20 protein-coding genes are annotated in these 23,269 nt (G+C 69.7%); 7 read left to right on the top strand and 13 right to left on the bottom strand.

Going from position 1 to position 23,269, the window contains the following annotated elements; translation table 11 throughout:
* Positions 1-74: 74 nt before the first annotated feature.
* On the bottom strand, positions 75-1,520 hold the full coding sequence (locus ABD987_RS38710; protein WP_345406466.1) for a M1 family metallopeptidase: 1,446 nt from the start codon (positions 1,518-1,520) through the stop codon (positions 75-77).
* A 177-nt stretch (positions 1,521-1,697) separates the two neighbouring features.
* On the opposite strand from ABD987_RS38710, the gene ABD987_RS38705 reads away from it, so the two are divergent.
* On the top strand, positions 1,698-4,901 hold the full coding sequence (locus tag ABD987_RS38705; RefSeq protein ID WP_345406463.1) for an ATP-binding protein: 3,204 nt from the start codon (positions 1,698-1,700) through the stop codon (positions 4,899-4,901).
* Between the two features lie 32 nt (positions 4,902-4,933).
* Here the strand turns inward: ABD987_RS38705 and ABD987_RS38700 are convergent, their stop codons facing one another.
* Positions 4,934-5,737 carry an ABC transporter permease gene (locus tag ABD987_RS38700; RefSeq protein WP_345406460.1) on the bottom strand — a complete coding sequence of 268 codons (804 nt, stop codon included), beginning with the start codon at positions 5,735-5,737 and terminating at the stop codon, positions 4,934-4,936.
* A complete protein-coding gene (locus ABD987_RS38695) occupies positions 5,734-6,711 on the bottom strand; it encodes an ATP-binding cassette domain-containing protein (protein ID WP_345406457.1) in 978 nt (325 codons plus the stop codon). Before ABD987_RS38695 ends, ABD987_RS38700 begins: the two co-directional genes overlap by 4 nt.
* 176 nt (positions 6,712-6,887) lie before the next feature.
* Between ABD987_RS38695 and ABD987_RS38690 the strand changes: the two genes are divergently transcribed.
* The gene (locus ABD987_RS38690) at positions 6,888-7,841 is read left to right on the top strand and encodes an endonuclease/exonuclease/phosphatase family protein (protein ID WP_345406454.1); all 954 of its coding nucleotides are present in this window, start codon (positions 6,888-6,890) and stop codon (positions 7,839-7,841) included.
* Positions 7,842-7,868: 27 nt separating this feature from the next.
* On the opposite strand, the gene ABD987_RS38685 is transcribed toward ABD987_RS38690, so the two are convergent.
* Positions 7,869-8,720 (bottom strand): SIR2 family NAD-dependent protein deacylase, encoded by an 852-nt coding sequence (locus ABD987_RS38685; RefSeq protein WP_345406451.1) that lies wholly within the window; start codon positions 8,718-8,720, stop codon positions 7,869-7,871.
* Positions 8,713-9,021, bottom strand: a complete 309-nt coding sequence (locus ABD987_RS38680; protein WP_345406448.1) for an antibiotic biosynthesis monooxygenase family protein — start codon at positions 9,019-9,021, stop codon at positions 8,713-8,715. Before ABD987_RS38680 ends, ABD987_RS38685 begins: the two co-directional genes overlap by 8 nt.
* A 90-nt stretch (positions 9,022-9,111) precedes the next feature.
* Here ABD987_RS38680 and ABD987_RS38675 point away from each other — a divergent pair, with 90 nt between their 5' ends.
* Positions 9,112-10,332 carry an FAD-dependent monooxygenase gene (locus ABD987_RS38675; protein WP_345406445.1) on the top strand — a complete coding sequence of 407 codons (1,221 nt, stop codon included), beginning with the start codon at positions 9,112-9,114 and terminating at the stop codon, positions 10,330-10,332.
* An 80-nt stretch (positions 10,333-10,412) separates the two neighbouring features.
* Here ABD987_RS38675 and ABD987_RS38670 read toward each other — a convergent pair whose 3' ends face one another.
* Positions 10,413-11,849 carry a M1 family metallopeptidase gene (locus ABD987_RS38670; RefSeq protein WP_345406440.1) on the bottom strand — a complete coding sequence of 479 codons (1,437 nt, stop codon included), beginning with the start codon at positions 11,847-11,849 and terminating at the stop codon, positions 10,413-10,415.
* A gap of 70 nt (positions 11,850-11,919) precedes the next feature.
* Here ABD987_RS38670 and ABD987_RS38665 point away from each other — a divergent pair, with 70 nt between their 5' ends.
* Positions 11,920-12,693 (top strand): alpha/beta fold hydrolase, encoded by a 774-nt coding sequence (locus tag ABD987_RS38665; protein ID WP_345406437.1) that lies wholly within the window; start codon positions 11,920-11,922, stop codon positions 12,691-12,693.
* A 67-nt stretch (positions 12,694-12,760) separates the two neighbouring features.
* Here ABD987_RS38665 and ABD987_RS38660 read toward each other — a convergent pair whose 3' ends face one another.
* The 4 genes from ABD987_RS38660 to ABD987_RS38645 all read right to left on the bottom strand — a co-directional run bounded on the left by ABD987_RS38660 (position 12,761) and on the right by ABD987_RS38645 (position 16,429).
* Positions 12,761-13,723 carry a peptidoglycan recognition protein family protein gene (locus ABD987_RS38660; protein ID WP_345406434.1) on the bottom strand — a complete coding sequence of 321 codons (963 nt, stop codon included), beginning with the start codon at positions 13,721-13,723 and terminating at the stop codon, positions 12,761-12,763.
* An 87-nt stretch (positions 13,724-13,810) separates the two neighbouring features.
* A complete protein-coding gene (locus ABD987_RS38655) occupies positions 13,811-14,686 on the bottom strand; it encodes an HhH-GPD family protein (protein ID WP_345406431.1) in 876 nt (291 codons plus the stop codon).
* A 10-nt stretch (positions 14,687-14,696) separates the two neighbouring features.
* Positions 14,697-15,200, bottom strand: a complete 504-nt coding sequence (locus ABD987_RS38650; RefSeq protein WP_345406428.1) for a beta-class carbonic anhydrase — start codon at positions 15,198-15,200, stop codon at positions 14,697-14,699.
* 128 nt (positions 15,201-15,328) lie between these two features.
* A complete protein-coding gene (locus ABD987_RS38645) occupies positions 15,329-16,429 on the bottom strand; it encodes a LacI family DNA-binding transcriptional regulator (protein WP_345406778.1) in 1,101 nt (366 codons plus the stop codon).
* Between the two features lie 188 nt (positions 16,430-16,617).
* On the opposite strand from ABD987_RS38645, the gene ABD987_RS38640 reads away from it, so the two are divergent.
* The 3 genes from ABD987_RS38640 to ABD987_RS38630 are packed head-to-tail and all read left to right on the top strand — an operon-like array spanning position 16,618 to position 19,271.
* Entirely contained in the window at positions 16,618-17,526 is a 909-nt protein-coding gene (locus ABD987_RS38640) for a metal ABC transporter solute-binding protein, Zn/Mn family (RefSeq protein WP_345406425.1), read from the top strand.
* 2 nt (positions 17,527-17,528) lie between these two features.
* Positions 17,529-18,377 carry a metal ABC transporter ATP-binding protein gene (locus ABD987_RS38635; protein WP_345406422.1) on the top strand — a complete coding sequence of 283 codons (849 nt, stop codon included), beginning with the start codon at positions 17,529-17,531 and terminating at the stop codon, positions 18,375-18,377.
* Positions 18,378-18,380: 3 nt separating this feature from the next.
* Complete coding sequence (locus tag ABD987_RS38630) at positions 18,381-19,271, top strand: metal ABC transporter permease (protein WP_345406419.1); 891 nt, start codon at positions 18,381-18,383, stop codon at positions 19,269-19,271.
* Here ABD987_RS38630 and ABD987_RS38625 read toward each other — a convergent pair.
* The 3 genes from ABD987_RS38625 to ABD987_RS38615 form a co-directional block, all read right to left on the bottom strand.
* Complete coding sequence (locus ABD987_RS38625; protein WP_345406416.1) at positions 19,258-20,556, bottom strand: DUF445 domain-containing protein; 1,299 nt, start codon at positions 20,554-20,556, stop codon at positions 19,258-19,260. The genes ABD987_RS38630 and ABD987_RS38625 overlap by 14 nt on opposite strands.
* A 58-nt stretch (positions 20,557-20,614) precedes the next feature.
* Positions 20,615-21,790, bottom strand: a complete 1,176-nt coding sequence (locus ABD987_RS38620; protein ID WP_345406775.1) for a DUF445 domain-containing protein — start codon at positions 21,788-21,790, stop codon at positions 20,615-20,617.
* Between the two features lie 117 nt (positions 21,791-21,907).
* Positions 21,908-23,137: a DUF445 domain-containing protein gene (locus ABD987_RS38615; RefSeq protein WP_345406413.1), complete on the bottom strand. Its 1,230-nt coding sequence runs from the start codon at positions 23,135-23,137 to the stop codon at positions 21,908-21,910.
* Positions 23,138-23,269: the final 132 nt, after the last annotated feature.

Genomic DNA, 23,269 nt, shown 5'->3' with positions numbered 1-23,269 from the left:
CAAACTCCTCGAAGTCGCTGAAGGCCACCTTGAGGGACTCTAGTTCCCTCAAGGTGGCCTTCAGAGGCTTGCGGTCAGGCGGTGGGCTTCAGGTCACCCGGGTAGAGGTACTGGTCGGCGGGTTTGCCGTTCCCGTAGATCCACGCGTCGAAGAAGCCCTTCAGGTTCTGGTGCGCGACGCGTTCGGTGAAGCGCTGGAACTCCTGCATGTTCGCGTTCCCGTCGCGGTGCAGCGACGGCCAGGTCTTCAGCACGCGGTCGAACGCCCGCTGGCCGATGGTGTTCCGCAACGCGTGCAGCATGAGCGGACCCTTCGAGTACACGGAGGTGAACTCGTTGCCCGGCCCCATGTCGTACAGCTTGCCCGCCCAGAACGAGTCCGGCGCGGTCTTCGCCGTGTTCAGGTACTGGGCCTTGAGGTCCTTGCCGTCCTTCGCCTCGGACCACAGCCACGTCGCGTACGAGGCGAAGCACTCGTTGAGGCAGACGTCCTTCCAGTGCTCGACCGCGACCGAGTCGCCGTACCACTGGTGGGCGTTCTCGTGCACGATCGTGCCGATGTTGCCCGCCCGGCCCGAGTAGATCGGCCTGCTGAGCGTCTCCAGCGAGAACCCGATCGGCTCAGCGAGGAAGATCCCGCCCGCCGCGTCCACCGGGTACGGCCCGAACTTCGACTCCAGGAAGTCGAGGACCTCCGGGAGCCTGGCCTCGGCCTGCTTGGTCGCGTCCGAAGTGCCCGGCGCGTACGCGCTGACGATCGGCGTCCCGTCGGCCCGCTTGGAGCGTTCGAAGGTCCACTTGTCGATGGCGACCGTGGTCATGTACGGCACCACGGGGGTTTCCTCGGCCCAGACGTGCGTGGTGCCCTTCGGCGTTTTGAAGGTGCCGCGCTCGCGGCCGTTCGAGATCACGCCCCATTCGTCGGGCACGGTGATAGCCAGGTGGAACGTGGCCTTGTCCAGCGGGGTGTCGTTGACCGGGTACCAGGTGGTCGCGGACTTCGGCTCGCCAGCGGCGAACGCGCCGCCGGACTTGCCGAACTGCCAGCCGTTCGGCCCGAGCCTCGGATCGTTGATCGCGGCGGGGACGCCGTGGTAGGCGACGCGGGTGCGGAAGCCCTGGCCGCGGTGGATCGGCCGGGCCGGGGTGATCACCAGCTCGTGGTCGCCGGTGCGGGTGAAGGTCGCCTTGCGCCCGTCGACCTCGACCGAGTCGACGGTGAGTCCCTTCAGGTCCAGATCGAACGAGCTGAGCGACTGCGTCGCCCGCGCGGTGATGTCCTGCACCCCGGTGAGCTGACGCGTCGGCGGGTCGTAGGAGACCTTGAGGTTGTAGTCGGCGACGTCGTAGCCGCCGTTGCCGTCCTGCGGGTAGTAGCTGTCTCCCGCTCCGTCGCTTCCCGGCGTCGGCTTCCCCCAGCCGTCCTCGCCCGCGACCGCGACCCCACTGCTCAGGCTGATCCCGGCGAGCACGGCCGCCACGGTCACGGCCGGTTTACGCCAGCGGCGCTGACCACTCATCAAAGCTCCTGTCGATCTCGCGTGGGCACGAACTCGCTGCAACGTATCTCCCGGACCACGGGAATCCCGGGCGTCCGCCGCTTTTGTCCGGAAAATTCACACCTACGTCGGGCCCTTCGGGCATGCTTCCGGGCAGGTCGGGCACCTGGTGCGGGGCCGTTCTGGAAAGCTGGTGTCATGCGCGTGGCGCTGCTGGGCCCGTTGCGGGCGGTGGAGGACGACGGCACCCCGATCGAGATCGGCGGCGCGCGGCTCCGCACGCTCCTGGCCCGGCTGGCTCTCGACGCCGGGCGGCCGGTCCCGGCCGAGGTGCTGATCGACGGCCTGTGGGGCGACGCCTCGCCCACCGACGCGGCGAACGCGCTCCAGTCGCTGGTGTCCAGGCTGCGCAAGGCACTGGGCGCGGGCGTCGTCGAGTCCGGCGCGGCCGGATACCGGCTGGCGCTTCGGCCGGAGGACGTCGACGCGCACCGGTTCGAACGGCTCGCCGCCGACGGCCACCGCGAACTCGCCGAGGGCCGGGACGGCCGGGCGGCGGAACTGCTGGCCGAGGCGCTGGACCTGTGGCGCGGCGCCGCGCTCGCCGACGTCCTCGACGCTCCGTACGCGCCGGCGCCCGCGACCCGGCTCGAAGAGCTGCGGGTCGAAGCCGCCGAAGACTTCTTCGACGCGCGGATCCGCGGTGGCCAGCACGCCGCCGTGCTCGCCGACCTCACCACGCTGGCCGACGGCCATCCGCTGCGGGAGCGGCTGGCGGGGCTGCGGATCAGGGCGCTGGCCGCCGCGGGCAGGCAGTCCGAGGCGCTGGCCGTGTACGCGGCCATCCGGGAGACGCTCGCCGACCAGCTGGGTGTCGATCCCTCCGCCGAACTGCAGGAGATCCATCTCGCCGCGTTGCGCGGCGAGCTCACCCCGCTCGCGTCCGCCGCCGATCGGCTCCCGACCCGGCTGACCACCTTCGTCGGCAGGGACGACGAGCTGAAACTGCTCGCCGAACTGCTCGACGGGGCACGCCTGGTGACCCTGGTCGGGCCGGGCGGTGCGGGGAAGACGCGGCTCGCGCTCGAAGCCGCGTCGCGGCATCCCGCCCAGCACCGGGGCCGGGTGTGGTTCGTGCCGCTGGCGGGTGTCCGCGATCAGGAGGACGTGCTCGGCGCGTTGCTGAACGCGCTCGAAATCCGTGAGCTGCGCGGTCCCGAGGTGGATATCCGGCGCAAGCCGGTCGAAACGCCGACGGAGCGTGCCTTCGATCTCCTCGGCAGCGCGGAATCGTTGCTGGTGCTCGACAACTGCGAGCACGTGATCGAGGCCGCCGCGCGGCTGGTGGACACGGTGCTGCACCGGGTGCCCTCGGTGCGGGTGATCGCCACCAGCCGGGAGCCGCTGGCGATCACCGGCGAGGTGCTCTGCCCGCTCGGGCCGCTGCCGGTGCCGGGTGAGCGGGCCTCCGTCGAGGAGGCGGGCGAGCTGGGCGCGATGCGGCTGTTCCTGGACCGGGCCGTCGCGGTGCGGCCCGACTTCGTGCTCAACGCGTCCACTGTGGACGACGTGGCGCGGATCTGCCGCAGTCTCGACGGGATGCCGCTCGCGCTCGAACTCGCCGCGGCGCGGTTGCGCTCGATGACCGTCGCGCAGATCGCCCTCCGGCTCGACGACCGCTTCCGGTTGCTCACCTCGGGCAGCCGGACAGCGTTGCCGAGGCAGCGGACCCTGCGCGCGGTGGTCGAGTGGAGCTGGGACCTGCTCACCGAGGCCGAGCTGACGCTGGCGCGGCGCCTGTCGGTGTTCGCCGCGGGCGCCAGTCTCGAAGCGATCGAGGCGGTTTGCGCGGACGGCGTGTTGCCCGAGCAGGATGTCTTCTACGTCCTCGGCTCGCTCGTCGAGAAGTCCATTGTGGACGCTGTGGAGGACGGCAGGGGTGAGCCTCGGTACCGGATGCTGGAGACGATCCGGGTGTACGCGCGGGAGCGACTGTCCGAAGTGGACGAAGAGGCTGTCGTCCGGACGCGGATGTTCGACTACTACGCCGGGTTCGTGGAGCGGCTGGAGCCAAGGCTGCGCAGCCGGGACCAGCTCGACGTCATCGCGCGGTACGAGGAGGAGAACGCCAACCTGATCGCCGCGCTGCGTTCGGCGATCTCACTGTCCGAAGTGGATATCGCGTCCCGGCTGATGGGCGGGATGTATTGGTATCTGGTCACTCTCGGCCACGGCGAACTGGCCGAAAAGCTGGTCAAGCAGCTGCTCGCGTTCGGCGACCGGCTGCGCCCGGACGTTCACGCGGCGATGAACCTGAGTGAAGCCATGATGCTCATCCCGTCAGAGCTGCCGTCGCCGGAACGGATGGCGGTGCTGCTGGACGACTGCGTGCGCACGGACGCGCATGCGCGGTTTCCCGCGTTCGTCATCGCGATCCCGATGATGGCTTTCCTCAGCGGTGACCGGGAACTGGCCCAGCGAGAAGTCGAACGGGCCAAGGGCGCCGCCGATCCGTGGATGCGCGCCGGCGGGCACTGGGCCGAAGGTTTCATCCTGCTCGACGAGGGAAAGCTGGACGACGCCGATGTCGCGCTGGATCACTCGATCGCCGGATTCCGGCAGGTCGGGGACCGCTGGGGGACGGCGATGGCCCGGAGCTTCCAGGCGATGAACCTTTCCCGGCGCGGGAACGGCGCGGAGGCGATCGAGGCGTACCAGGAGGGGCTCCGGCTCGCCCTCGAACTGAAGTCGCCGGAGGACACCGCGCAGCAGTGGTGGCGGTTGATGCTCGAGTACGTGCGGGTGGGTGATCTCGCCACGGCGGAGCGGGAGATCGAGGCCGCGCGGCGGTACGCGGCGGGGACGGGCAACCGTCAGCTGGACGTCATCACCATGCTCGGCGAGCTGGAAACGCTGGTGCAGCGCGGTGACTACGCGAACGCGCGCGAACTGCTTCCCGCGATCAGGCAGCGCTCGGAACAGCTTTCGATTCCCCTCGAAATCCTGGACGAGTGGCTGGGTGCCAGCACGGCCCGGCTGGACATCGGGGAAGACCGGCTCGACGACGCGGAGTCCTGGGCACTCGCCGCGATGCGGAAGAGCGCCAAGCGCCCGGACTTCCCGGATCTCGCCTCGTCGGCCGACGTGCTCGCCGTGATCCTGCTGCGGCGCGGGCGGCCGGAGGAGGCGGCGACCGTGCTCGGCCTCGCCGCGCGGGTCCGTGGCATCTTCGACTTCGGTGACCCGGAAACCCGCCGGCTGATCGAGACGCTCCGCGGTGAGCTTTCCGACGCGCGTTACGAGGAAATCGTCACCGAGGCCCAAAGTCTGTCCAAAACGGACGTTCTCGATCGGCTGATGTCCACTGTGGATTCGATTGCCGACGCGCGACGCCGCGAGTAGGACATCGTCCTACTCGCGGCGCGCCTTCCCCTTTACACCCGCTTGCGGTAGGCCAAGGTCGCGAGCGGGAAGAACACCAGTACGGCGCCTGCCATCCAGGCCAGCGAGCCGGCGAGCGAGCCACCCATCGGTGCCCCGGTGAGCAGGCTGCGCATCACGTTCGTCAGCTGGCTCACCGGGCTGATGTCGGCCCAGGCCTGTAGCCAGCCGGGCATCGTCGAGGTGTTGGCGACGAACACGTTGCTGCCGAAGGTGAGCGGCATGATGAACAGGAACATCACACCCTGCACGGCGCCGCTGCTGCGCAGTGCCATCCCGACGAACACCGAGAGCCAGCAGAAGCACAGCCCGAACGCGATCGCCAGCAGGACGGCCAGCACGAACTCCGCCGGCCCGGTGGTGATCCGGAAACCCATGACGGTGGCCACGATCATCAGCACGGTCAGGCAGACGACGTAGCGCACCATGTCCGCGAGCACCGCGCCGACCAGCGGGGCCGAGCGCGCGATCGGCATACTGCGGAACCGGTCGAACACGCCCTTGGTGATGTCGGTGTTCATCTGCGTGCCGATGGTCATGCTGGCCTGTAGGATGTTCATCACCAGCACGCCGGGGACCAGCGTCTGCAGGTAGGCCCCGACGTTGCCGCCCAGCGCGCCGCCGAACAGGTAGGTGAACATCACCAGGAACACGATCGGCATCAGCGTGACGTCGAGCAGCTGTTCCGGATTCTTCCTGATCTTCAGGATTCCCCGCCAGGCCAGGGAAAGCGCGTTCTGGAGCCCCCGCGCGGGGCTGATGTGCGACGCCGGTGCGCCGGCGACGGCCGCGGTCATGCCACGCTCCCTTCGAGTGTCTTGTCCGGAGTGGACTCTTCGGCCGTGTGGCCGGTCAGTGCGAGGAAAACCTCGTCGAGGCTGGGCAGTCGCAGCGCCAGCTCGTCGGCGGTGATCCCCGCCTCGTCCAGCCTGCGGACCAAAGTGGACAGCAGCACCGGATCCGACACCGGCGCGGTGAGCAGCCCGGTGCCGTCGTCACGGTGTGGACGCGTGCCGGTCAGCTCGCCGAGAATGCGGCCCACCACGTCCAGATCGGCCGCCGAGGTGGGGCGGACCTGGAGCGTCTGGCTGCCCACCCGGCGCTTGAGCTCGTCGGCGCGGCCGTTGGCCACGACCCGGCCGTGGTCGAACACGGTGATCGAGTCGGCCAGCTGGTCGGCCTCCTCCAGGTACTGCGTGGTGAGCAGCACCGTGGCGCCGTCGGCGACCAGCTGGCGCACGACCTGCCACACCTCGTTGCGCACGTGCGGGTCCAGCCCGGTGGTCGGTTCGTCGAGGTAGATCACCTCCGGCCGGCCGACCAGGCTCGCGGCCAGGTCCAGCCGCCGCCGCATCCCACCGGAGTAGGTCTTGATCGGCCGCTTCGCCGCGTCGGTCAGCTCGAAGCGCTCCAGCAGTTCCGCCGCCCTGGCGCGGGCGTTCGGGCGCGACAGGTTGAGCAGCCGGCCGATCAGCACCAGGTTCTCGGTACCGCTGAGGTCCTCGTCGACCGACGCGTACTGCCCGGTCAGCCCGATCATCGAGCGGACCCGGACCGGATCCTTGACGACGTCGTAACCGGCGACCTCCGCGCGTCCGCCGTCCGGCCGCAGCAGTGTCGCCAGGATGCGGACCGCGGTCGTCTTCCCGGCGCCGTTCGGGCCCAGCACGCCCACCACCTTGCCGAACGGAACTTCGAGGTCAACCCCGTCCAGCGCCTTCGTCTCCCCGAAGTGTTTCACCAGGCCCTCGGCCCGGATCGCGTGCGACATCACGTCTCCCTTCGCTGTCGCTTGGGATCACTGTGGACCCCGGGGCTGACAGCCCGCGCACACCGCGCTGTCAGCGGCCGGTGGTGGCTGACAGGGCGCGTGCGCGGTGTGGAGGTCTTGTGGAGGTCCGGCCGGTGCGCCGCCCTCGACGGCCGGGGATCGGCATACTCGGCCGCATGGTGGTCGAAGGAGAGGTCCGGGCGCGGCGCGGGTGGGTCACCTTCCTGCTGACGCTTGTGCTGCTGGCACTGGCCGGGGTGGCCGCGCTGCGGTTCGTCGGCTTCGACGGCAACTGGTACGTCATCGCCCCGTTGTCGCTCACGCCCTACGTCGTGCCGGTCGGGGTGCTGCTCGCGGTGCTCGCGATGCTGCTCCGGCGCTGGTGGATCGGGGTGCTCGCGCTGATGGTGGCCGGCGCGGTGGCGGCACTGGTGGTGCCGAGGCTGTCCGCGATCGACCAGCGCGCGGCGCACGGACGGACACTGCGGGTGCTCGCTTCGAACCTGTACATCGGCTCGGCCGACCCGAGGGAGGTGGTGAACCTCGTCCGGGCCAACCAGGTCGACGTGCTCAACCTCGTCGAACTGACCCCGGACGTACTCCGGCGGCTGGACGAGGCCGGGCTGTTCACCCTGCTGCCCTACCGCGTGCTGCACACGGATCCCGGTGTGGAGGGCTCGGGGATCGTGTCGCGCTTCCCGCTGGCCGAGACGCATCTGGCCGGGGACTCCTCGGTCAAGCAGCCGGGCGCGCGGGTCGATCTCGGCGACGGTGTCGTGGTCGAGGTGGTCGCGGTGCACCCGATCGCGCCGGACATCGACTCTCGGCGCTGGGAGCGGGAGCTGAAGGACCTCTCCGCCGCCGAGGGCGAGCACGGGATCCGGATCCTCGCCGGGGACTTCAACGCGACGCTGGACCACGCCGCCTTCCGGACCGTGCTGTCCAGGGGCTATCTCGACGCGGCCGAGCAGCGCGGCGACGCGCTCACCCCGACCTGGCACACCGCGGCGCCGCTGGTCGCGCTCGACCACGTCGTCGTGGACCGGCGGGCCGCGGTGCGGGACTTCCGGGTGTTCAAGGTGCCGGGCAGCGACCACCGGGCGGTCTACGCCGAGATCCAGCTCCCCTGACGCGCCGTGGGGGCCTCCCCGAGGGACCTAGAGTCCCTCGGGGAGGCCCCCACGGACCGCGGCGGGCTGACGCAGCAGCTCGTCCAGCGCGGTGAGCGTCTCCAGCGCACCGGCGGCGATCGACACGCCCCGGCCGTGCCGGATCTCCGGCTCGCGCGGGTTGACGCGGATCAACGCGCCGGTCGCCGCGCTCGCCAGCTCGGCGTAGCGGCGCACGGTCGGCACGGCGCGACCGGCGCCCAGCTCGACGACCACGACGTCCCGGTGCGCCCGCCGCCAGGCGGTCAGCTCGGTCAGCTGGGCCTCGCTGCGCGCGGGCTGCCAGGAGAAGTCGCCGAACATCAGGATGTTGGGCCGCGCGAGGCCACCGCAGCGGAGGCAGGACGGCAGCGGCGACCGGGCGCGCATGGTGTCTTCGTCGACCTCGACCTCGGCGGTGTCGGCCGCCCAGATCTCGTCGGTGCAGCCGTCCAGGCACTGCAGGTGGTGGATCGACCCGTGTGCCTCGGCCACCGCGCCGAAGCCCGCCCGCTGGAACTGTCCGTCCACATTGGACGTGAAGGCGCGGACGCCGCCGGGGGTACGGGAACCCCACGAGCGCAGCAGCCCGAACCCCGGATGCGGCGCCGTCCGCCGGTACAGGTCGAGCCGGTGGCCGTAGAAACCCCACGCCAGCTCGGGATCGGCGGCGAAGTGCCGGGGGTCGGCGAGTTCCTCGAACCGCAGGCCCAGCCGGGCGTACGGCGGGTAGGCGCGCCAGAAACCCTCACCGCCGCGGAAGTCCGGCAACCCGGAGTCCACGCCCATCCCGGCGCCGGCGCAGACGAGCAGCGCACCGGCGCCGGCGATCAGCTCCGCGGCTCTGCCGAGGTCACTCACCCGGTTTACTGGCCGTGACGACCTCGAACTCCAGCAGGCTCGCCCCGGAGGCGACCGGCTTGGCGCGCTCGCCGGCGTGCGCCTCGCGCGCGGGCCCCGCGGCCCAGGCCTGGTAGTGCTCTTCGGTCTCCCACTTCGTGTAAACGAAGTAGCGGGTTTCCCCGTTGACCGGGCGGAGCAGTTCGAAGCCGAGGAACCCCGGCTGCTCGTCGACCGAGTGCAGCCGCGCGGCAAACCGTTTCTCCAGCTCAGGGCCCGCGCCCTCGGGTACCTCGATGGCGTTGATCTTCACGACTGTCATGTCCCCAGCGTACTGATTTCGCCGCCCGAAATCGGGTTGGCGGCCGTCACAGGGCTGGCTACCTTGGAAAGGGAGTGAGGGGGGTCTCATATGCGGGGGACGAAGGTTCTCATCTCCGGTGCGAGCATCGCCGGTCCGGCGCTCGCCTTCTGGTTACACCGCTTCGGCGCGGACGTCACGGTGGTGGAACGCGCGCCTTCACCGCGTCCCGGCGGGCAGGCCGTCGACATCAGGGGCGTCGCCAGGCGGGCCGTCGAGCTGATGGGGCTGGAGCCGAGCGTGCGCGCGGCCTGCACCGAGACCGGCGGGCTGTCGTTCGTCGACCGGTACGGCAGGACCCTGTCCACCCAGACCGCGGACAGCTACGGCGGTGACGGGCTGATCGCCGAGTACGAGATCCTGCGCGGCGACCTGGCCGAGGTGTTCCTCACCGCGACGAGGGACGACGTGAACTACGTCTTCGGCGACCGGATCACCGCGCTCGACGAGCGGGACGACGGCGTGCACGTCACCTTTGAACGTGGTGAAGAGGAGCGGTTCGACGTCGTGATCGGCGCCGACGGGCTGCATTCCGGGGTGCGTGCGCTGGTTTTCGGCGAGGAGTCGCGTTTTCTCCGGCACCTGGGGATGTACCTGTCGTTCTGGTCGGCCGAAAACACCTTCGGCCTGGAAAACTGGGCGATCGGCTATGACGAGCCCGGCCGCGGCGCCGGACTCCGCACGATCCACGACAACACCCAGGTGATGGTCTACCTGTCCTACCGGTCCGCGGCGGTGGAGTACGACTACCGCGACATCGAGCGGCAGAAGGACCTGGTCCGTGCCGGGGCCGCCGGAATGGCGTGGCAGACACCGAACCTGATCGCGCGGCTGGACGAGGCGTCCGACTTCTTCTTCGACTCCTGCAGCCAGGTCGTCCTGGAGTCCTGGTCGAAGGGCCGGATCGGGCTGCTCGGCGACGCCGCGTTCTGCGCGTCCCCGATTTCCGGGCAGGGCACGAGCCTCGCGATCGTCGGCGCCTACATCCTCGCGGGCGAACTCGCCGCCGCCGAGGGTGACCACGCGGCCGGCCTGCGGGCCTACGAACACCGGATGCGCGCATGGGTGGACCTGACGCAGCGCTTCGGGCGGTCCAACCTCAAGCTGATGCAGCCCATGACCAAAGCCGGGATCTGGCTGCGAAACCAGCTCATGCGCGTCCTGCCGCTGCTGCCCGGCAAACTCCTGATGTCCGGCAACCTGCGCAAGGTGTTCAACGGCATCGAACTCCCCGACTACCGGCATCTGCTGGTCGGCTCCCAAGGTCCGTGAATGCCACATTGAGGGACTCAGAGTCCCTCAATGTGGCATTCACGGACTTGCCGGGACGAGAAGTCGGCGGTGCCGGATTCTCAGCCTTTCAACGCGCCCGGGTAGAGGTTCTCGTCGGCGGGCTTCTTCGTGCCGCGGAACCAGTCGTCGAAGAAGGCACGCAGATCCTGCCCGGAAGTCCTGCTGACGAGGGCCTCGAAGTCCGCCCACGACGCGTTCGCGTGCCGGTGCTCGGCCGGCCATGCCCGCAGGACACGGGTGAAGGCGTCCTCGCCGATCTTGCGGCGCAGCGCGTGGATGGCCAGGATCCCCTTGCCGTAGACGCCCTGGAACTCGTGCCCGGCACCCATGTCGACCAGCTTCGACGCCCAGAACTCCGTGCTGTTGCCGAAGATCTCCACGGCCGCGCGGTAGCGGTCGTCGAGGTTCTGGTTGTCCTTGGCCTCGGCCCACAGCCACTGCGCGTACGACGCGATGCACTCGTTGACGCAGATGTCCGACCACGAGTTCAGGCTCACCGAATCGCCGAACCACTGATGGGCGGTCTCGTGCACCACGGTCAGCAGCTCGGCCCACTTCGCGTAGGTCGGCCTGCCCTGCGTCTCCAGGGAGAAGTGGATGTCCTCGTTGAGGAAGATCCCGCCCGCCGCGCTCTGCGGGTAGGGGCCGAACTTGCTCGCCAGGAACGCGATGATCTCCGGGAGCCGGATCGACGGTTCGCCGTGGCCGCTCGAATCGGGCGCGTAGGCGTTGACGATCGGGGTGCCGTCGGGCAGCGTCATCCGGTCCACGGTGAACTTGCCGATCGCGATCGTGGTCAGGTAGCTCGCCACCGGGTTCGGTTCGGCCCACGACGTCGTCGTCTTCCCACCCGCCGAGTTGCTGCCCTGCTCACGGCCGTTCGAGAGCACCGTCCAGCCGTCCGGAACGTGTGCGGTGACCGAAAAGGTCGCCTTGTCGCGCGGGGTTTCGTTCACCGGATACCAGAACGCGGCCGAGTGCGGCTCGCCGACCATGTACGCGCCGCCGTCCTTCGAGCGCTGCCAGCCGTTCTCGCTCCCACCGCCGTGCGGTGTCTTGGCCGGATCGCCGTCGTAGCGCACGCGGACGCGGAACGTGCCTCCCGAACGCAGCGGCTCGGCGGGCGTGACGAGCAGCTTGACACCCTTTTCCCTGGCGAACGTCGCCGGCTTGCCCTCGACCTCGACGCTCCGCACGTCCAAACCACGCAGATCGAACGAGAGGCGGTTCAGATCCTGGGTCGCCTTCACGGTGACCGTGGTGTCGCCGTCGAGCCTGCCGCTCGCCGGGTCGTAGCCGACGTCGACGTGGTAGTCGAGCGCGTCGTAACCCCCGTTGCCGTCGTCGGGGTAGTAGGGATCGCCCGCGCTCGCCGCGCCCGGCGCCGGGTGCATCGGCGGTGGCGGTGGCGGCGTCGGGTTGCTGTCCGCGGCGGTGCAGCTCGCGGCCAGCAACACCACACAGCCGGCGACGAGGGCGATTCCGCGTTGGCGCATATGGGCCAGCTTAGGGCGGGGCCCGGCGACCGGCCGGGCGCGTTCGGCCGACCGGGTAGCGTCGGCGGCGATGATCGGGACAGGAGGCGGGATGCTCGTCGACTTCGGCGGCACGGGTCACGTGCCCGTCGTTCTGCTGCACGGGCTGATGGGCCGGGCCAGGACGTGGTGGCGTGTCGCCCAGTGGCTCAAGCCATACGGACGGGTGTACGGACTTGACGCGCGCGGGCACGGCCGCGCGGTACGCACCGGGCCGTGGACCACCGAGCGGTTCGCCGAGGACGTCGCGGACGCGGTGCGCTCGATCGGCGACACACCGGCCGTGCTGATCGGGCACTCCATGGGTGGGCTGCACGCCTGGGCCACCGCCGCGAAGTACCCCGAGCTGGTGCGCGCGGTGGTGTCCGAGGACTTCGCACCGGACCAGCGCGGCCGCACGGTGGAAACCTGGCGCGGGTACTTCGAGAGCTGGCCGGTGCCGTTCGGGTCGCTGGCGCACGTGCGGGAGTTCTTCGGCGAGGTCGGGGACTACTTCGTCGAGTGCGTCGAGGAGCGCGAGGACGGCTATCACCTCATCGCCGACATGGACAGTCTCTACGAGATCGCCGCCGAATGGGGGCGCCGCGACTTCTGGTCCATTGTGGACGCCGTGCGCTGCCCGCTGCTGGTGCTGGAGGGCGAGCGCACGGCGATGCCCGCCGGGCAGCAGGCCGGGATCGCCCTGCGCGTCCCCGGCGCCCGGCACCTCGTCGTCCCGGACTCCGGCCACATCGTGCACGACGAGGCGCCGGAGACCTACCGCGGCGCCGTCGAGGCCTTCCTCTCCGAAGTCCTCGGTCGCTGAGCTAGCGGTCCGTGGGGGCCTCCTTGAGGGACCTGGGGTCCCTCAAGGAGGCCCCCACGGACCATCTTCACGCGCTGAGATCGGCGCGCAGGGCGGACACGGAACCACCGGGCGGGACCAGCAGGGGCCAGACGTCGGAGCCGAGGAAGCCGGTCTCGTCGGTCGCCGCTGTCGCGGCGCAGATGTCCCGGGAAAGCCCGTGCTGCGCCGCGAACGCCGCGACGCCATCCTTTGTGGACGCGCCGAACACCCCGTCGGCCGGGACGTCGGCGCCCTTGGCCCGCAGCAACCGCTGGGCCCGGAGGACGTTTCGCCCGGAATCGCCCGGTTTGAGCAGCGGCCACGTGGGTTCTTCGCGTTCGACGGCCGAACCGAGGACCTTGCCGACGGCGGTGCGCAGTTCCGGCAGCCGGTTGTAGAGCACCGTGCCGGGACACTCCGTGGAGTTGAAGTCCCGGTGGCCCTTGATCATCGCCGGGGCGATGCCGTACTGGTGCGCGATGTAGGCGACCAGGTTCACCAGCGAGTTCCACAGCGCGGGCGGCACGTCTTCCTTGCTGTAGAGCCCCTCGTTCTCGATGCCGAGGCATTCGCTGTTGTGGTTGCCGACGTTGGCGCCCTGGACGTGCTGCTTGCCGCCTCGCAGGATTTCCAGGCTTCTGTGCCTGCCCTCGGTGACGTGCCCGCCCCGGCTGTTCGTGAACTGCTGCCCGGTGTCGATCCAGCCCCGGGTGTCCATGTGGAAGTTCTGGATGTCGCGCGAGATCTTGAACGCGTGCTCCAGCGACGTTTCCGAGCTGTTGCCCGGATCGACCGTGTGGTGCACGACGATGTAGGTCGGTTTGTGGTTTTCCACGGTGATCGCGCCGGACGCCGGGCGCGCGTTCCACTCCGAAGTGCTGTAGATCCGTGGCGTCGGCACGGCGGCCGCGGCGGCTCTGCCCGCCCAGCCCAGCCCGAGCGCCCCCACGGCGGTGACCGTCAGCCCCCCTTTGAAGAAGGAACGACGGCCCATACCCGACTCGGTCATTGGGACCTCCCTCGCCGAAAGCGTTCAGCAGAAGTTAGCCCCCGAACGGGTCAATGACAACTATTGACCAACTTTTGTAGTGGTGCGTTAGTGTTCGCCAGGGAGTGCGAAAAGCCCGCTCGCGGTCTGCTCCAGCAGGCCGTCCACGAGCAGTGAATCCAGGCAGCGATCCCGCTGTCCCGCGTCGTGCCACACCACGTCCAGCCTGCCCTTTTCGACCGGCCCCTCGGTACCGCGCAGGACGTCGAGCAGCAGGCCGCGCACCTGGCGGTCGGTGCCCGCGAACTTCTGGACCGGTTTGGCGGGCCCGGCGTAGGCGGGCTTTCCCGCGCGCTGCCAGGCGCAGTCGGCGTGGACCGGGCAGTCCGCGCAGCGGGGCGAGCGCGCGGTGCAGACCAGCGCGCCGAGTTCCATCAGCGCCGCCGAGAACTTCGCCGCGGGCGCGTCGGCGGCGGGCAGCAACGCTTCGACGTCGGCCATGTCGCGGGTGTTCGACGCGGGCCCGGCGTCCCCGGCACCGTGCACCGCGCGCGCCACCACGCGCCGGACGTTCGTGTCGACCACCGGGGCCCGCTTGCCGTAGGCGAACGCCGCCACCGCGCGCGCGGTGTAGGCCCCGATGCCCGGCAGCGCGAGCAGGGTGTCCACATCGGACGGTACGACGTCGCCGTGCTCGGCCGCGATGACCCCGGCGGCCTCGTGCAGCCGCAGCGCGCGGCGCGGATAGCCGAGCTTGCCCCATGCCCGCACGACCTCGCCCTGCGGCTCGGCGGCCAGTGCCGAGGGCACCGGCCAGCGCGCCAGCCACTCCAGCCAGATCGGCTGGACACGGGAAACCGGCGTCTGCTGGAGCATGATTTCGCTGACCAGCACGCCCCACGCGGAACAGTCCGGTTCGCGCCATGGCAGCTCGCGACCGTGTGCGGCGAACCAGTCGAGCAGGATCTCGGCGTCTACAGGCACTCGCCAGAGCTTAGTTGCCCTGCGGTGCGACCTCGGTCAGTGTCCCGGTCTTGACGTCGTAGACGAAGCCGCGCACGTTGTCCCGGTGCGGCAGGAAGTCGCTGCGCCGGACCCGCTCCACCGAACGCCGGACGCTGTCCTCGACGACACGGAACGCCTCGACCGACCAGGTCGGCCGCAGTCCGGTCGCGCCTTCCAGCTCGTCCTTGAACTCGTCCTCGGTCACCATCGACAGGCCGCAGTCGGTGTGCTGCACGATCAGCACCTCGCGGGTGCCGAGCTTGCGCTGGCTCAGCGCGAGCGAACGGATCATGTCGTCGGTGACGACGCCGCCCGCGTTGCGCAGCACGTGGGACTCGCCCTGGATCAGGCCGAAGATCTCGAACACCCGGACCCGGGCGTCCATGCAGGTCAGGATGGCCACCTGCAGCGAGGGCCGGGGAGAGGAACGGTCACCGGGGACGACATTGCCCAGCTCTTCGTTGCGCTTGAGCAGGATGTCGATGGAGGTCATCGAGGCCTCCTTCGGCCTTGGAAGGTCCCCGCGTCGCGGGCGGTCCCTCCCATTGGAACCGCCCGGCCCCCCTCACGGCAATATTTTCTGTTGCACATCACGGGGCCGATACGTGCGAAGCGCCCCGCTCAGCCGCCGAACCAGGGCTCCTCGACCGTGCGCGGCGGCGCCGAGGTCCGGCCGACCCGCAGCTCGGTGGGCAGCGTGATGACCTTCGGCCCGACCCGCTCGGCCGAGCCGAGCAGCAGCCTGCCCGCCACCTTGCCCTTCTCCAGCACCGGCTGGTGCACCGTGGTGAGCCCAGCGCGTTCTGCCTCGGAGATCCCGTCGAAGCCGGTCACCGTGAGGTCCTGCGGCACCCGCAGGCCCCGGCGTTCGGCCTCGGCGAGCGCGCCGAGCGCGAGGATGTCCGAGGTGCAGATCACCGCGGTGATCTGCGGGTACGCGTCGAGCAGCTGCCGCGCGGCGGACGCGCCGTCGTCCACGGTGTGGTCGAACCGCTCGACCACCGGCACGCCGGCCCAGTCCACGCCCGCCGAGGAGAACGCCGTGGCCAGCGCCTCCAGCCGGGTGCGCTGGACGTGGAAGTGCGCGCTGCTCTGCCGCTCCGAATCGACGAAGTCGTCGTTGCGCTCGCGGGCCAGCCGCATGCACACCACCCCGACCTGCCGGTGGCCCAGCGAGACGAGGTGCTCGGCGATCGCGGTCACCGCGGCCGCGTCGTCCGGGCCGACGCGGTCGACGCCCTCGATGCGGGGCTGGTCGATGATCACGGTGGGCACCGGGCGCTCCATGACCGCGGCGAGGTGGGGATCGTCGTCGGGTACCGAGTAGACGACGAACCCGTCGACGCCCGCGCGGTGCACGGCGGCGACGTCCTCGCGGCCGGGGCTGGCGGGGACCAGGTGCAGCCCGACCCCGGCGTCCTCACACGCGAGCGCGAGCCCTTCGAGAACGCCGACGGCGGCGGGATCACGGAAGGCGTAGGAGAGGTTTTCGGTCAGCAGGAGCCCGACCGCGCCCGCCTTGCGGGTACGCAGCGAACGGGCCACCGGGTCGGGACCCGGGTAGCCGAGCCGCCGGGCGGTCTCGAGTACGCGTCGGCGCAGTTCCGGGGACAGTTGATCCGGTCGATTGTATGCATTCGACACGGTAGTCCTGGACACACCGAGCTCTGCCGCGAGCGACGCCAGCGTCGCCTGCCTCCTGGTGCGAATAGGACGGCCCATCAGCAAACCGTAACGGTTCAGATCGTTTTGCAGAAGCGACACCCCATGTGAGTCCTGTCGGTCGTTTCCCGCTACTCCGTGTGCTGGGCCACCCCGGACGAATGGCCCCATGATCATCCGGATGGGGTAAAGTGAATCTGACAACGGTTTCCATTAGCTCTATGGCTCGATCCCGCAGGAGTGTTTCGATGAGTTTCCGCCGCACCACGAGAGTGCTCGCCGCCGCCTCGGCGCTGTCCCTGTTCGCACTGGGCGCGGCCGCGTGCTCCAGCGGCGACAAGGCGGATCCGGCCGCCTCGGCCACGGACAAGGTGAAGGTCGTCGCCGCGACCGACGTCTGGGGCAGCGTCGTGGCCGCCATCGGCGGCGACAAGGTCCAGGTCACCTCGATCATCCACGACTCGTCGGCCGACCCGCACTCCTACGAGACCACCGCTGACGACGCGCTCGCCGCCAAGAACGCGAAGCTGACGCTGGCCAACGGCGGCGGCTACGACAAGTTCTTCGAGAAGCTCGCCGGTCAGGCCGGCGGCGCCAAGAAGCTCGTCGCCTACGACATCGCCGCGCCCGGCAACGAGAACGAGCACGTCTGGTACGACCTGCCGGGCGTCGGGAAGATCGCCGACCAGGTCGCCGCCGGGCTCGGGGAGATCCAGCCCGCCTCGAAGCAGACCTTCGAAGACAACGCGAAGGCGTTCAAGGGCAAGCTCGACGCCCTGGTCAAGAAGGCAGGGGAGATCGGCGCCACGCACCCGGACACCAAGGTCGTCGCCACCGAACCGGTCGCGCACTACCTGCTGCGGACCGCGAAGATCACCGACGCGACCCCGGAGGCGTTCGCCAAGGCGGTCGAGAACGAGTCCGACGTGCCCGCCGCCGCGCTTGACCAGTTCCGCAAGCTGATCACCGGCAAGCAGGTGAAGGCCCTGGTCAACAACGTGCAGACGGAGACCGCGGTGACCAAGCAGGTGGTGGCCGACGCGAAGGGCGCCGGGGTGGCGGTGGTCGATGTGGCCGAGACGCTTCCCGCCGGTGTCACGGGCTACATTGACTGGATGACCAAGACTGTCGACACGCTGGCAGGAGCCGTGAAGTAACCGTGTCCGCGGCAGCCGGCGGTGTCCGATCGGAGGTCCGTCCCGCGGTGCGCATCCGCGGGGCGGGGCTCGCCTTCGGGAACCGGACCCTGTGGTCCGGGCTCGACCTCGACGTCGAGCCGGGGGAGTTCCTCGCCGTGCTGGGGCCCAACGGCTCCGGCAAGAGCAGCCTGCTCAAGGCGCTGCTCGGCGTGCAGGCCCTGTCCTCGGGATCGGTGGAGATCGCGGGCGGGCGCCCCGGCGGGGCGAACCGCAACGTCGGCTACATCCCGCAGCAGCGGGCGATCGACGATTCGCTGACCCTGCGCGGTGTCGACCTGGTCGGCCTCGGCCTCGACGGACACCGCTGGGGCACCGGACTGTTCGGCATCCGGGCGCGGCACGCGCGCGTCGCCGAAGCGGTCGAGGCCGTCGGCGCCGCGCGCTACGCCCGGCAGCCGGTCGGGAAACTCTCCGGTGGGGAACAGCAGCGGCTGCGGGTCGCGCAGGCACTCGTCGGCGACCCCGAGGTGCTGCTCTGCGACGAGCCGCTGCTCTCGCTCGACCTGGCGCACCAGCGCGCGGTGAGCGAGCTGATCGACGCGCGGCGGCGCACGGCGGGCACCGCGGTGCTGTTCGTGACCCACGAGATCAACCCGGTGCTGCGGTTCGTCGACCGCGTGCTCTACCTGGTCAACGGCCAGTTCCGGATCGGGAAGCCGGACGAGGTGATGAGCTCCGAGACGCTGTCGGAGCTGTACGGGACGCGGATCGAGGTGCTCAAGGTCGGCGGACAGATCCACATCGCGGGCGCGCAGAGCGCGTTGTGCGAGGACCAGCCGCATCACGACGAGCACGAGCGGGTGAGCTGAGCCGTGGACAACCTGTTCGACTTCGCCAAGACCTGGGAACTGATCACCGAGATCCAGGGCGTCCAGATCGCGCTGCTGGCCGCCGCGGTGCTCGCCGTCGTCGCCGGGTTCCTCGGCCCGCTGATCGTGATGCGCCGGATGTCCTTCGCCGTGCACGGCACCTCCGAGCTGGCGCTCACCGGTGGTGCCGCGGCGCTGCTGCTCGGCGTCGGTGTCGAGTACGGCGCGCTCGCCGGCGCGGTGGTGGCCGCGCTGCTGCTGGGCATCCTCGGCACCCGCGACGCCGACCGCGATTCGGTGATCGGCGTGATCCTGTCCTTCGGGCTGGGCATGGGCGTGCTGCTGCTGTCGCTCTACAAAGGACGGTCGGCGAACAAGTTCGGCATCCTGACCGGGCAGATCATCACCATCGACTCGACGAACCTCACCATGTTCATCGTGGCCTCGGCCGCCATCCTGCTGGTGCTCGCGCTGGTCTACCGGCCGCTGCTGTTCGCCAGCGTCGACCGGAACGTCGCGGTCGCGCGCGGCGTCCCGGTCTCGATGCTGACCGTGCTGTTCTCGGTGCTGGTCGGCGTCGCGACCGCGCTGAGCGTCCAGGTCGTCGGTTCGCTGCTCGTGGTGGCGATGATGGTGACGCCCGCGGCCGCGGCCGTGCGGATCACCGCGAGCCCGTGGAAGGCGACGGTGCTCTCGATCGTCTTCGCGGAGGTCGCCGCGCTGGGCGGGATCGTGCTGTCCCTCGCGCCGGGGCTCCCGGTGAGCGCGTTCGTCACCGCGATCTCGTTCCTGATCTACGTGATCTGCCGGATCGCCGCGTGGGTGCGGGACCGGCGTTCGGACGTCCGTGCCACCACGCCCGAACCCCTTGGCGAGCTGCTCACCCGAGCATGAGCAGGACCTGCAGCTCACCGACCAGGAAGCCGATGACGCCGCCGACCGCGATCAGTTTCCACTCGTCCTGCCGGAACGCCGGGCGCAGCAGGCCCTCGAACTCGATCGGGGTCAGCGCGAGCATCCGCTGCTCGACCATCTTCGCGACGTCCATCGCCTCGGTCAGGTAACCCTCGGCGTACCGCGCCGTCGACGGCAGCCGGGCGAGTGCCCTTTCGGCGGCGGCGTGCTTGATCTCCCGTAGCTGACGGCCGCCGACGGCTAGCGCCAGCATCGGCTTCGCAACGCTGGCCCGTTCGTCGACGGCCTGGGAGACCAGCCGTTCGACGAGCGCGACGAGGCGGTCCGACCTCGGGCCGCGGAGGATCGCGTCGAGCAGGTTCGGCACGGTCAGCACCTCGTTCGCGATCAGCTCGCCGTACTGGCGCGCGACCTCGGCCCGGCGGCGCTGGAACTTGCCCTGGAGGATCACGCGCCCGATCCGCACCGGTTCGCGGGGCACGAAGATCAGCTTGATCGCCAGCCAGTCGGTGAACAGCCCGATGCAGCCGCCGAAGACCGGCAGCACCCACGGCTGTTTGGTCAGCGCCCACACCACGGTCTGGACGAGCCCCAGCCCGAAGCCGAAGTAGATCCCCATCCGCGCGATGAACGCCATCTCCGGCCGGGAGGTCTCGCGGATGAGCCGGACCAGCAACGCTGTGCCCTGCGGGGCACCCGCACCCGATCGGCTGCCACGAGCGGGGGCTTCGCCAGTGTCGCTCATGGCAGCCTCAGTGTCCCTGGTCAGCCGCTCGACAGTCATCTGCCGCACATCAAGCACGTCGTCGAGGTGCTCGCGGACCTCGTCGAGGAACTCCCGCACCAGCCGCGGCGCCCCGGCCTGGACCTGCTTGATCAGCAGGTCCTGCGCCAGTGTCGGCATCGCCTCCCACAGCCGCGGCTGGTGCTTTTCGAGCACGTCGCGGGCGATGTCGTCGACCGCGCGCAACAGCGGTTGTTCCAGCTCACGCGTGACGATCGCCGGATCGAGGCGGGCGAAGACCTCCTTGATATCGAGGAGGTTCGCGGTCAGCAGCTCGGTGGCGACCGCGGCCATCCGCCCGCCGTGTTTCGGCACGACGCCCTGCCAGCCGAAGATCGGTTTGACGCCGACGAACTCCAGCGGGCGGAACATCATCTCGATGGCGACGCGCTTGGTGACGTAGCCGATGAGCGCGGCGATGAACGGCATCGCGGCGTAGAGCTGCCAGTGCCGCGCGAGGTCGTCAAGGACTGCGCCCACGCGACCTCCCTCCCGCCGACAGCCCGAACCCTAGCGGGTACGCGGTGGACCGGGCGAGTCAGTGCAACAGGGCGAGAACCTGCAGCTCACCGACGAGTCCGCCGATCAGCGCGCCGACCGCGATCAGCTTCCACTCGTCCTGCCGGAACGCCGGGCGCAGCAGCTGCTCGAACTCCAGCGCGCTCAGCCTGCGCATCCGGTCGACGATGGTGTTGCGCACGTCGAGCGCGTTGACCGCGTACGCCTCCGCGTGCCGGATCGTCTCCGGGACGCGTTCCGCCGCCTTCGTCGCCGCGACCTGCTTCATCTCCTGGAACCGCTTCGTGCCGACGGCGATCGCGACGAACGGTTTGACGACGCTGGCCTGCTGGTCGATCGTCCGCTGGACCTCGCGGGTGATCATCGTGAACAGCCGGTCCGACTTCGGCCCGCGCAGCACCGCCTCCAGGAGGTTCGGGATCGTGATGATCTCTCGCGCGATCATGTCGCCGTAGTCGGCGGCGACCTGGTCCCGGCGCTTCTGGAAGATGCCCTGCCAGGTGTAGAGGCCGAAGAAGCGTTTCGGCTCACGCGGCAGGAAGATCATCTTCAGGGCCAGCCAGTCGGTGAACCAGCCGATGCCGAGCCCGAACAGTGGCAGCACGATCGGCGACTTCGTCAGCGCCCACACCGCCAGCTGCACGCAGCCGAGGGAGAAACCGAACCAGATGCCCGAGCGGGCGATGAACCGCATCTCCGGCCGGGAGATGTCGCGGATCAGCCGGTTCAGCAACGCCTTGTCGCGGACCAGGTTCTCCACGACCATGTGCTTGAGGTCGAGCACGTCCTCGATGTTCTCGGAGATCTCCCGCATGATCTTGGTGATCGCCTTCGGCGCCTCGGCCTGGACGCGTTTGAGCAGCATCCGCTGCGCGGTGTTGGGGAGCATCTCCCACAACCGCGGCTGGTACTGCTCCATCACCTCGCGGGTGACGTCCTCGACCACCCGCAGCAGCGGCTGCTCGATCTCCCTGGCGACCTGGGCCGGGTCGAGGCGGGCGAAGATCTCCTTCGGATCGACCAGGTTCGTCGTCAGCACGTCGGTGGCGGTGGTCGCCATCCGCTCGGCGTTCGCGGGGAGCACGCCCTGCCAGCCGAAGACCGGCTTGATCCCGACGAACTCCAGCGGGCGGAACATCATCTCGATCGCGACGCGCTTGGTGACGTAGCCGATGAGCGCGGCGATGAACGGCATCGTGAGGTAGACCTGCCAGTGCTGGCTCAGGTCCGCGATGACGGCATCCACTCCCGGAACGTTATCCCGTGCGGGGCGGGCGCTCCGGATTCGGGCCCGGGAAGGGGCACCGGCCGGTCAGTGCAGCAGCAGGAGCACCTGGAGCTCACCGACCAGACCGCCGATGATCGCCCCGACGGCGATCAGTTTCCATTCGTCCTGGCGGAACGCGGGCCGCAGGATCCCCTCGAACTCGATCGGGGTGAGCTGCTGCATCTTCTCGACGATGGTGTTGCGGACATCGAGCGCGTCGGTGGCGTAGCTCTCCACGTGCTTCACGGTCTCCGGCAGGTACGCGATCGCCTTCGCCGCGGCGGCGCGTTTCATCTCCTGGTACTGCCGTCCGCCGACGGTCAGCGCGACGAGCGGCTTCGCGATGCTGGTCTGCGCGTCGACGGTCCGCTGGACCTCGCGGGTGATCAGCGCGAACAGCCGGTCCGACTTCGGCCCGGTGAGCACGGCCTCCAGCACGTTGCGCACGGTCAGCACCTCGTCGGCGATGAGCGCGCCGTAGTCCGCCGCGACCTGACGACGCCGCTTCTGGAACATCCCCTGCCAGCGGAAGAACCCGAAGCCGCGCGGCTCGCGGGGGTAGAAGATCATCCTGAGGGCGAGCCAGTCGGTGACGAACCCGGTCACGAACCCGAACACCGGCATGATCAACGGCTGCTTTGTCAGCGCCCACGCGACGAACTGGACGAGCCCGATCACGAATCCGAAGTAGACGCCGGAGCGGGCGATGAACCTGAACTCCGGCGCGGCGACCTCGCGGATGAGCCGGTTGGTCAGCGACCTGTCCCGGACCATCGCGTTGATCAGCATGTCGTTGACGTCGAGAACGTCGTCGATGTTCGTCGAGACTTCACGCAGCAGCCGCTTGACGGCCTTGGGCGCCTGCGCGCGGACCTGGCCGATCAGCATCCGCTGCGCCTGGGCGGGCAGCAGTTCCCACAGCCGGGGCTGGTACTGCTCCATCACCTCCCGCGTGACGTCGTCGACGGCCTTCAGCAGTGGCTCTTCGAGTTCCTTGACCATTTCCTCCGGGTCGAGGCGCGAGAAGATCTCGCGCGGGTCGACGAGGTTCTTGGTCAGCAGATCGACGGCGGTGGTGGCCATCCGCCGCGCGTTCGCCGGGATCACGCCCTGCCAGCCGAAGACCGGCCGGATCCCGACGAACTCCAGCGGGCGGAACATCATCTCGATCGCGACGCGCTTGGTCAGGTAGCCGATGAGGGCCGCGATGAGCGGCATCGTGGCGTAGACGTGCCAGTGGACGCGGATGTCGTCGAGGATCGCCGGAATGTCCACTGTGGCCTCCCGCCGCCCACTGCTAGCGCACCGTCAACAGAGCAGGATGCCATGGGTGACCGGGGGGACCAAATATCGTAATGAAGCCGTTCGGCGGTATTTCCGCGCGGTCCCGTGCTCACTAAGGTGGCG

This window comes from Amycolatopsis samaneae (assembly GCF_039541975.1).
GTDB lineage: Bacteria > Actinomycetota > Actinomycetes > Mycobacteriales > Pseudonocardiaceae > Amycolatopsis > Amycolatopsis samaneae.
The sequence above is the reverse complement of the archived record's forward strand: the minus strand, read 5'-3'. Positions and strand labels throughout refer to the sequence as shown.

Excerpts from the sequence above, each read along its gene's own strand:
- ABD987_RS38710 (WP_345406466.1), bottom strand. The coding sequence starts at position 1,520 with ATGAGTGGTCAGCGCCGCTGGCGTAAACCGGCCGTGACCGTGGCGGCC.
- ABD987_RS38705 (WP_345406463.1), top strand. The coding sequence starts at position 1,698 with ATGCGCGTGGCGCTGCTGGGCCCGTTGCGGGCGGTGGAGGACGACGGC.
- ABD987_RS38700 (WP_345406460.1), bottom strand. The coding sequence starts at position 5,737 with ATGACCGCGGCCGTCGCCGGCGCACCGGCGTCGCACATCAGCCCCGCG.
- ABD987_RS38695 (WP_345406457.1), bottom strand. The coding sequence starts at position 6,711 with ATGTCGCACGCGATCCGGGCCGAGGGCCTGGTGAAACACTTCGGGGAG.
- ABD987_RS38690 (WP_345406454.1), top strand. The coding sequence starts at position 6,888 with ATGGTGGTCGAAGGAGAGGTCCGGGCGCGGCGCGGGTGGGTCACCTTC.
- ABD987_RS38680 (WP_345406448.1), bottom strand. The coding sequence starts at position 9,021 with ATGACAGTCGTGAAGATCAACGCCATCGAGGTACCCGAGGGCGCGGGC.
- ABD987_RS38675 (WP_345406445.1), top strand. The coding sequence starts at position 9,112 with ATGCGGGGGACGAAGGTTCTCATCTCCGGTGCGAGCATCGCCGGTCCG.
- ABD987_RS38670 (WP_345406440.1), bottom strand. The coding sequence starts at position 11,849 with ATGCGCCAACGCGGAATCGCCCTCGTCGCCGGCTGTGTGGTGTTGCTG.
- ABD987_RS38665 (WP_345406437.1), top strand. The coding sequence starts at position 11,920 with ATGATCGGGACAGGAGGCGGGATGCTCGTCGACTTCGGCGGCACGGGT.
- ABD987_RS38660 (WP_345406434.1), bottom strand. The coding sequence starts at position 13,723 with ATGACCGAGTCGGGTATGGGCCGTCGTTCCTTCTTCAAAGGGGGGCTG.
- ABD987_RS38650 (WP_345406428.1), bottom strand. The coding sequence starts at position 15,200 with ATGACCTCCATCGACATCCTGCTCAAGCGCAACGAAGAGCTGGGCAAT.
- ABD987_RS38645 (WP_345406778.1), bottom strand. The coding sequence starts at position 16,429 with ATGGGCCGTCCTATTCGCACCAGGAGGCAGGCGACGCTGGCGTCGCTC.
- ABD987_RS38640 (WP_345406425.1), top strand. The coding sequence starts at position 16,618 with ATGAGTTTCCGCCGCACCACGAGAGTGCTCGCCGCCGCCTCGGCGCTG.
- ABD987_RS38620 (WP_345406775.1), bottom strand. The coding sequence starts at position 21,790 with ATGCCGTTCATCGCCGCGCTCATCGGCTACGTCACCAAGCGCGTCGCG.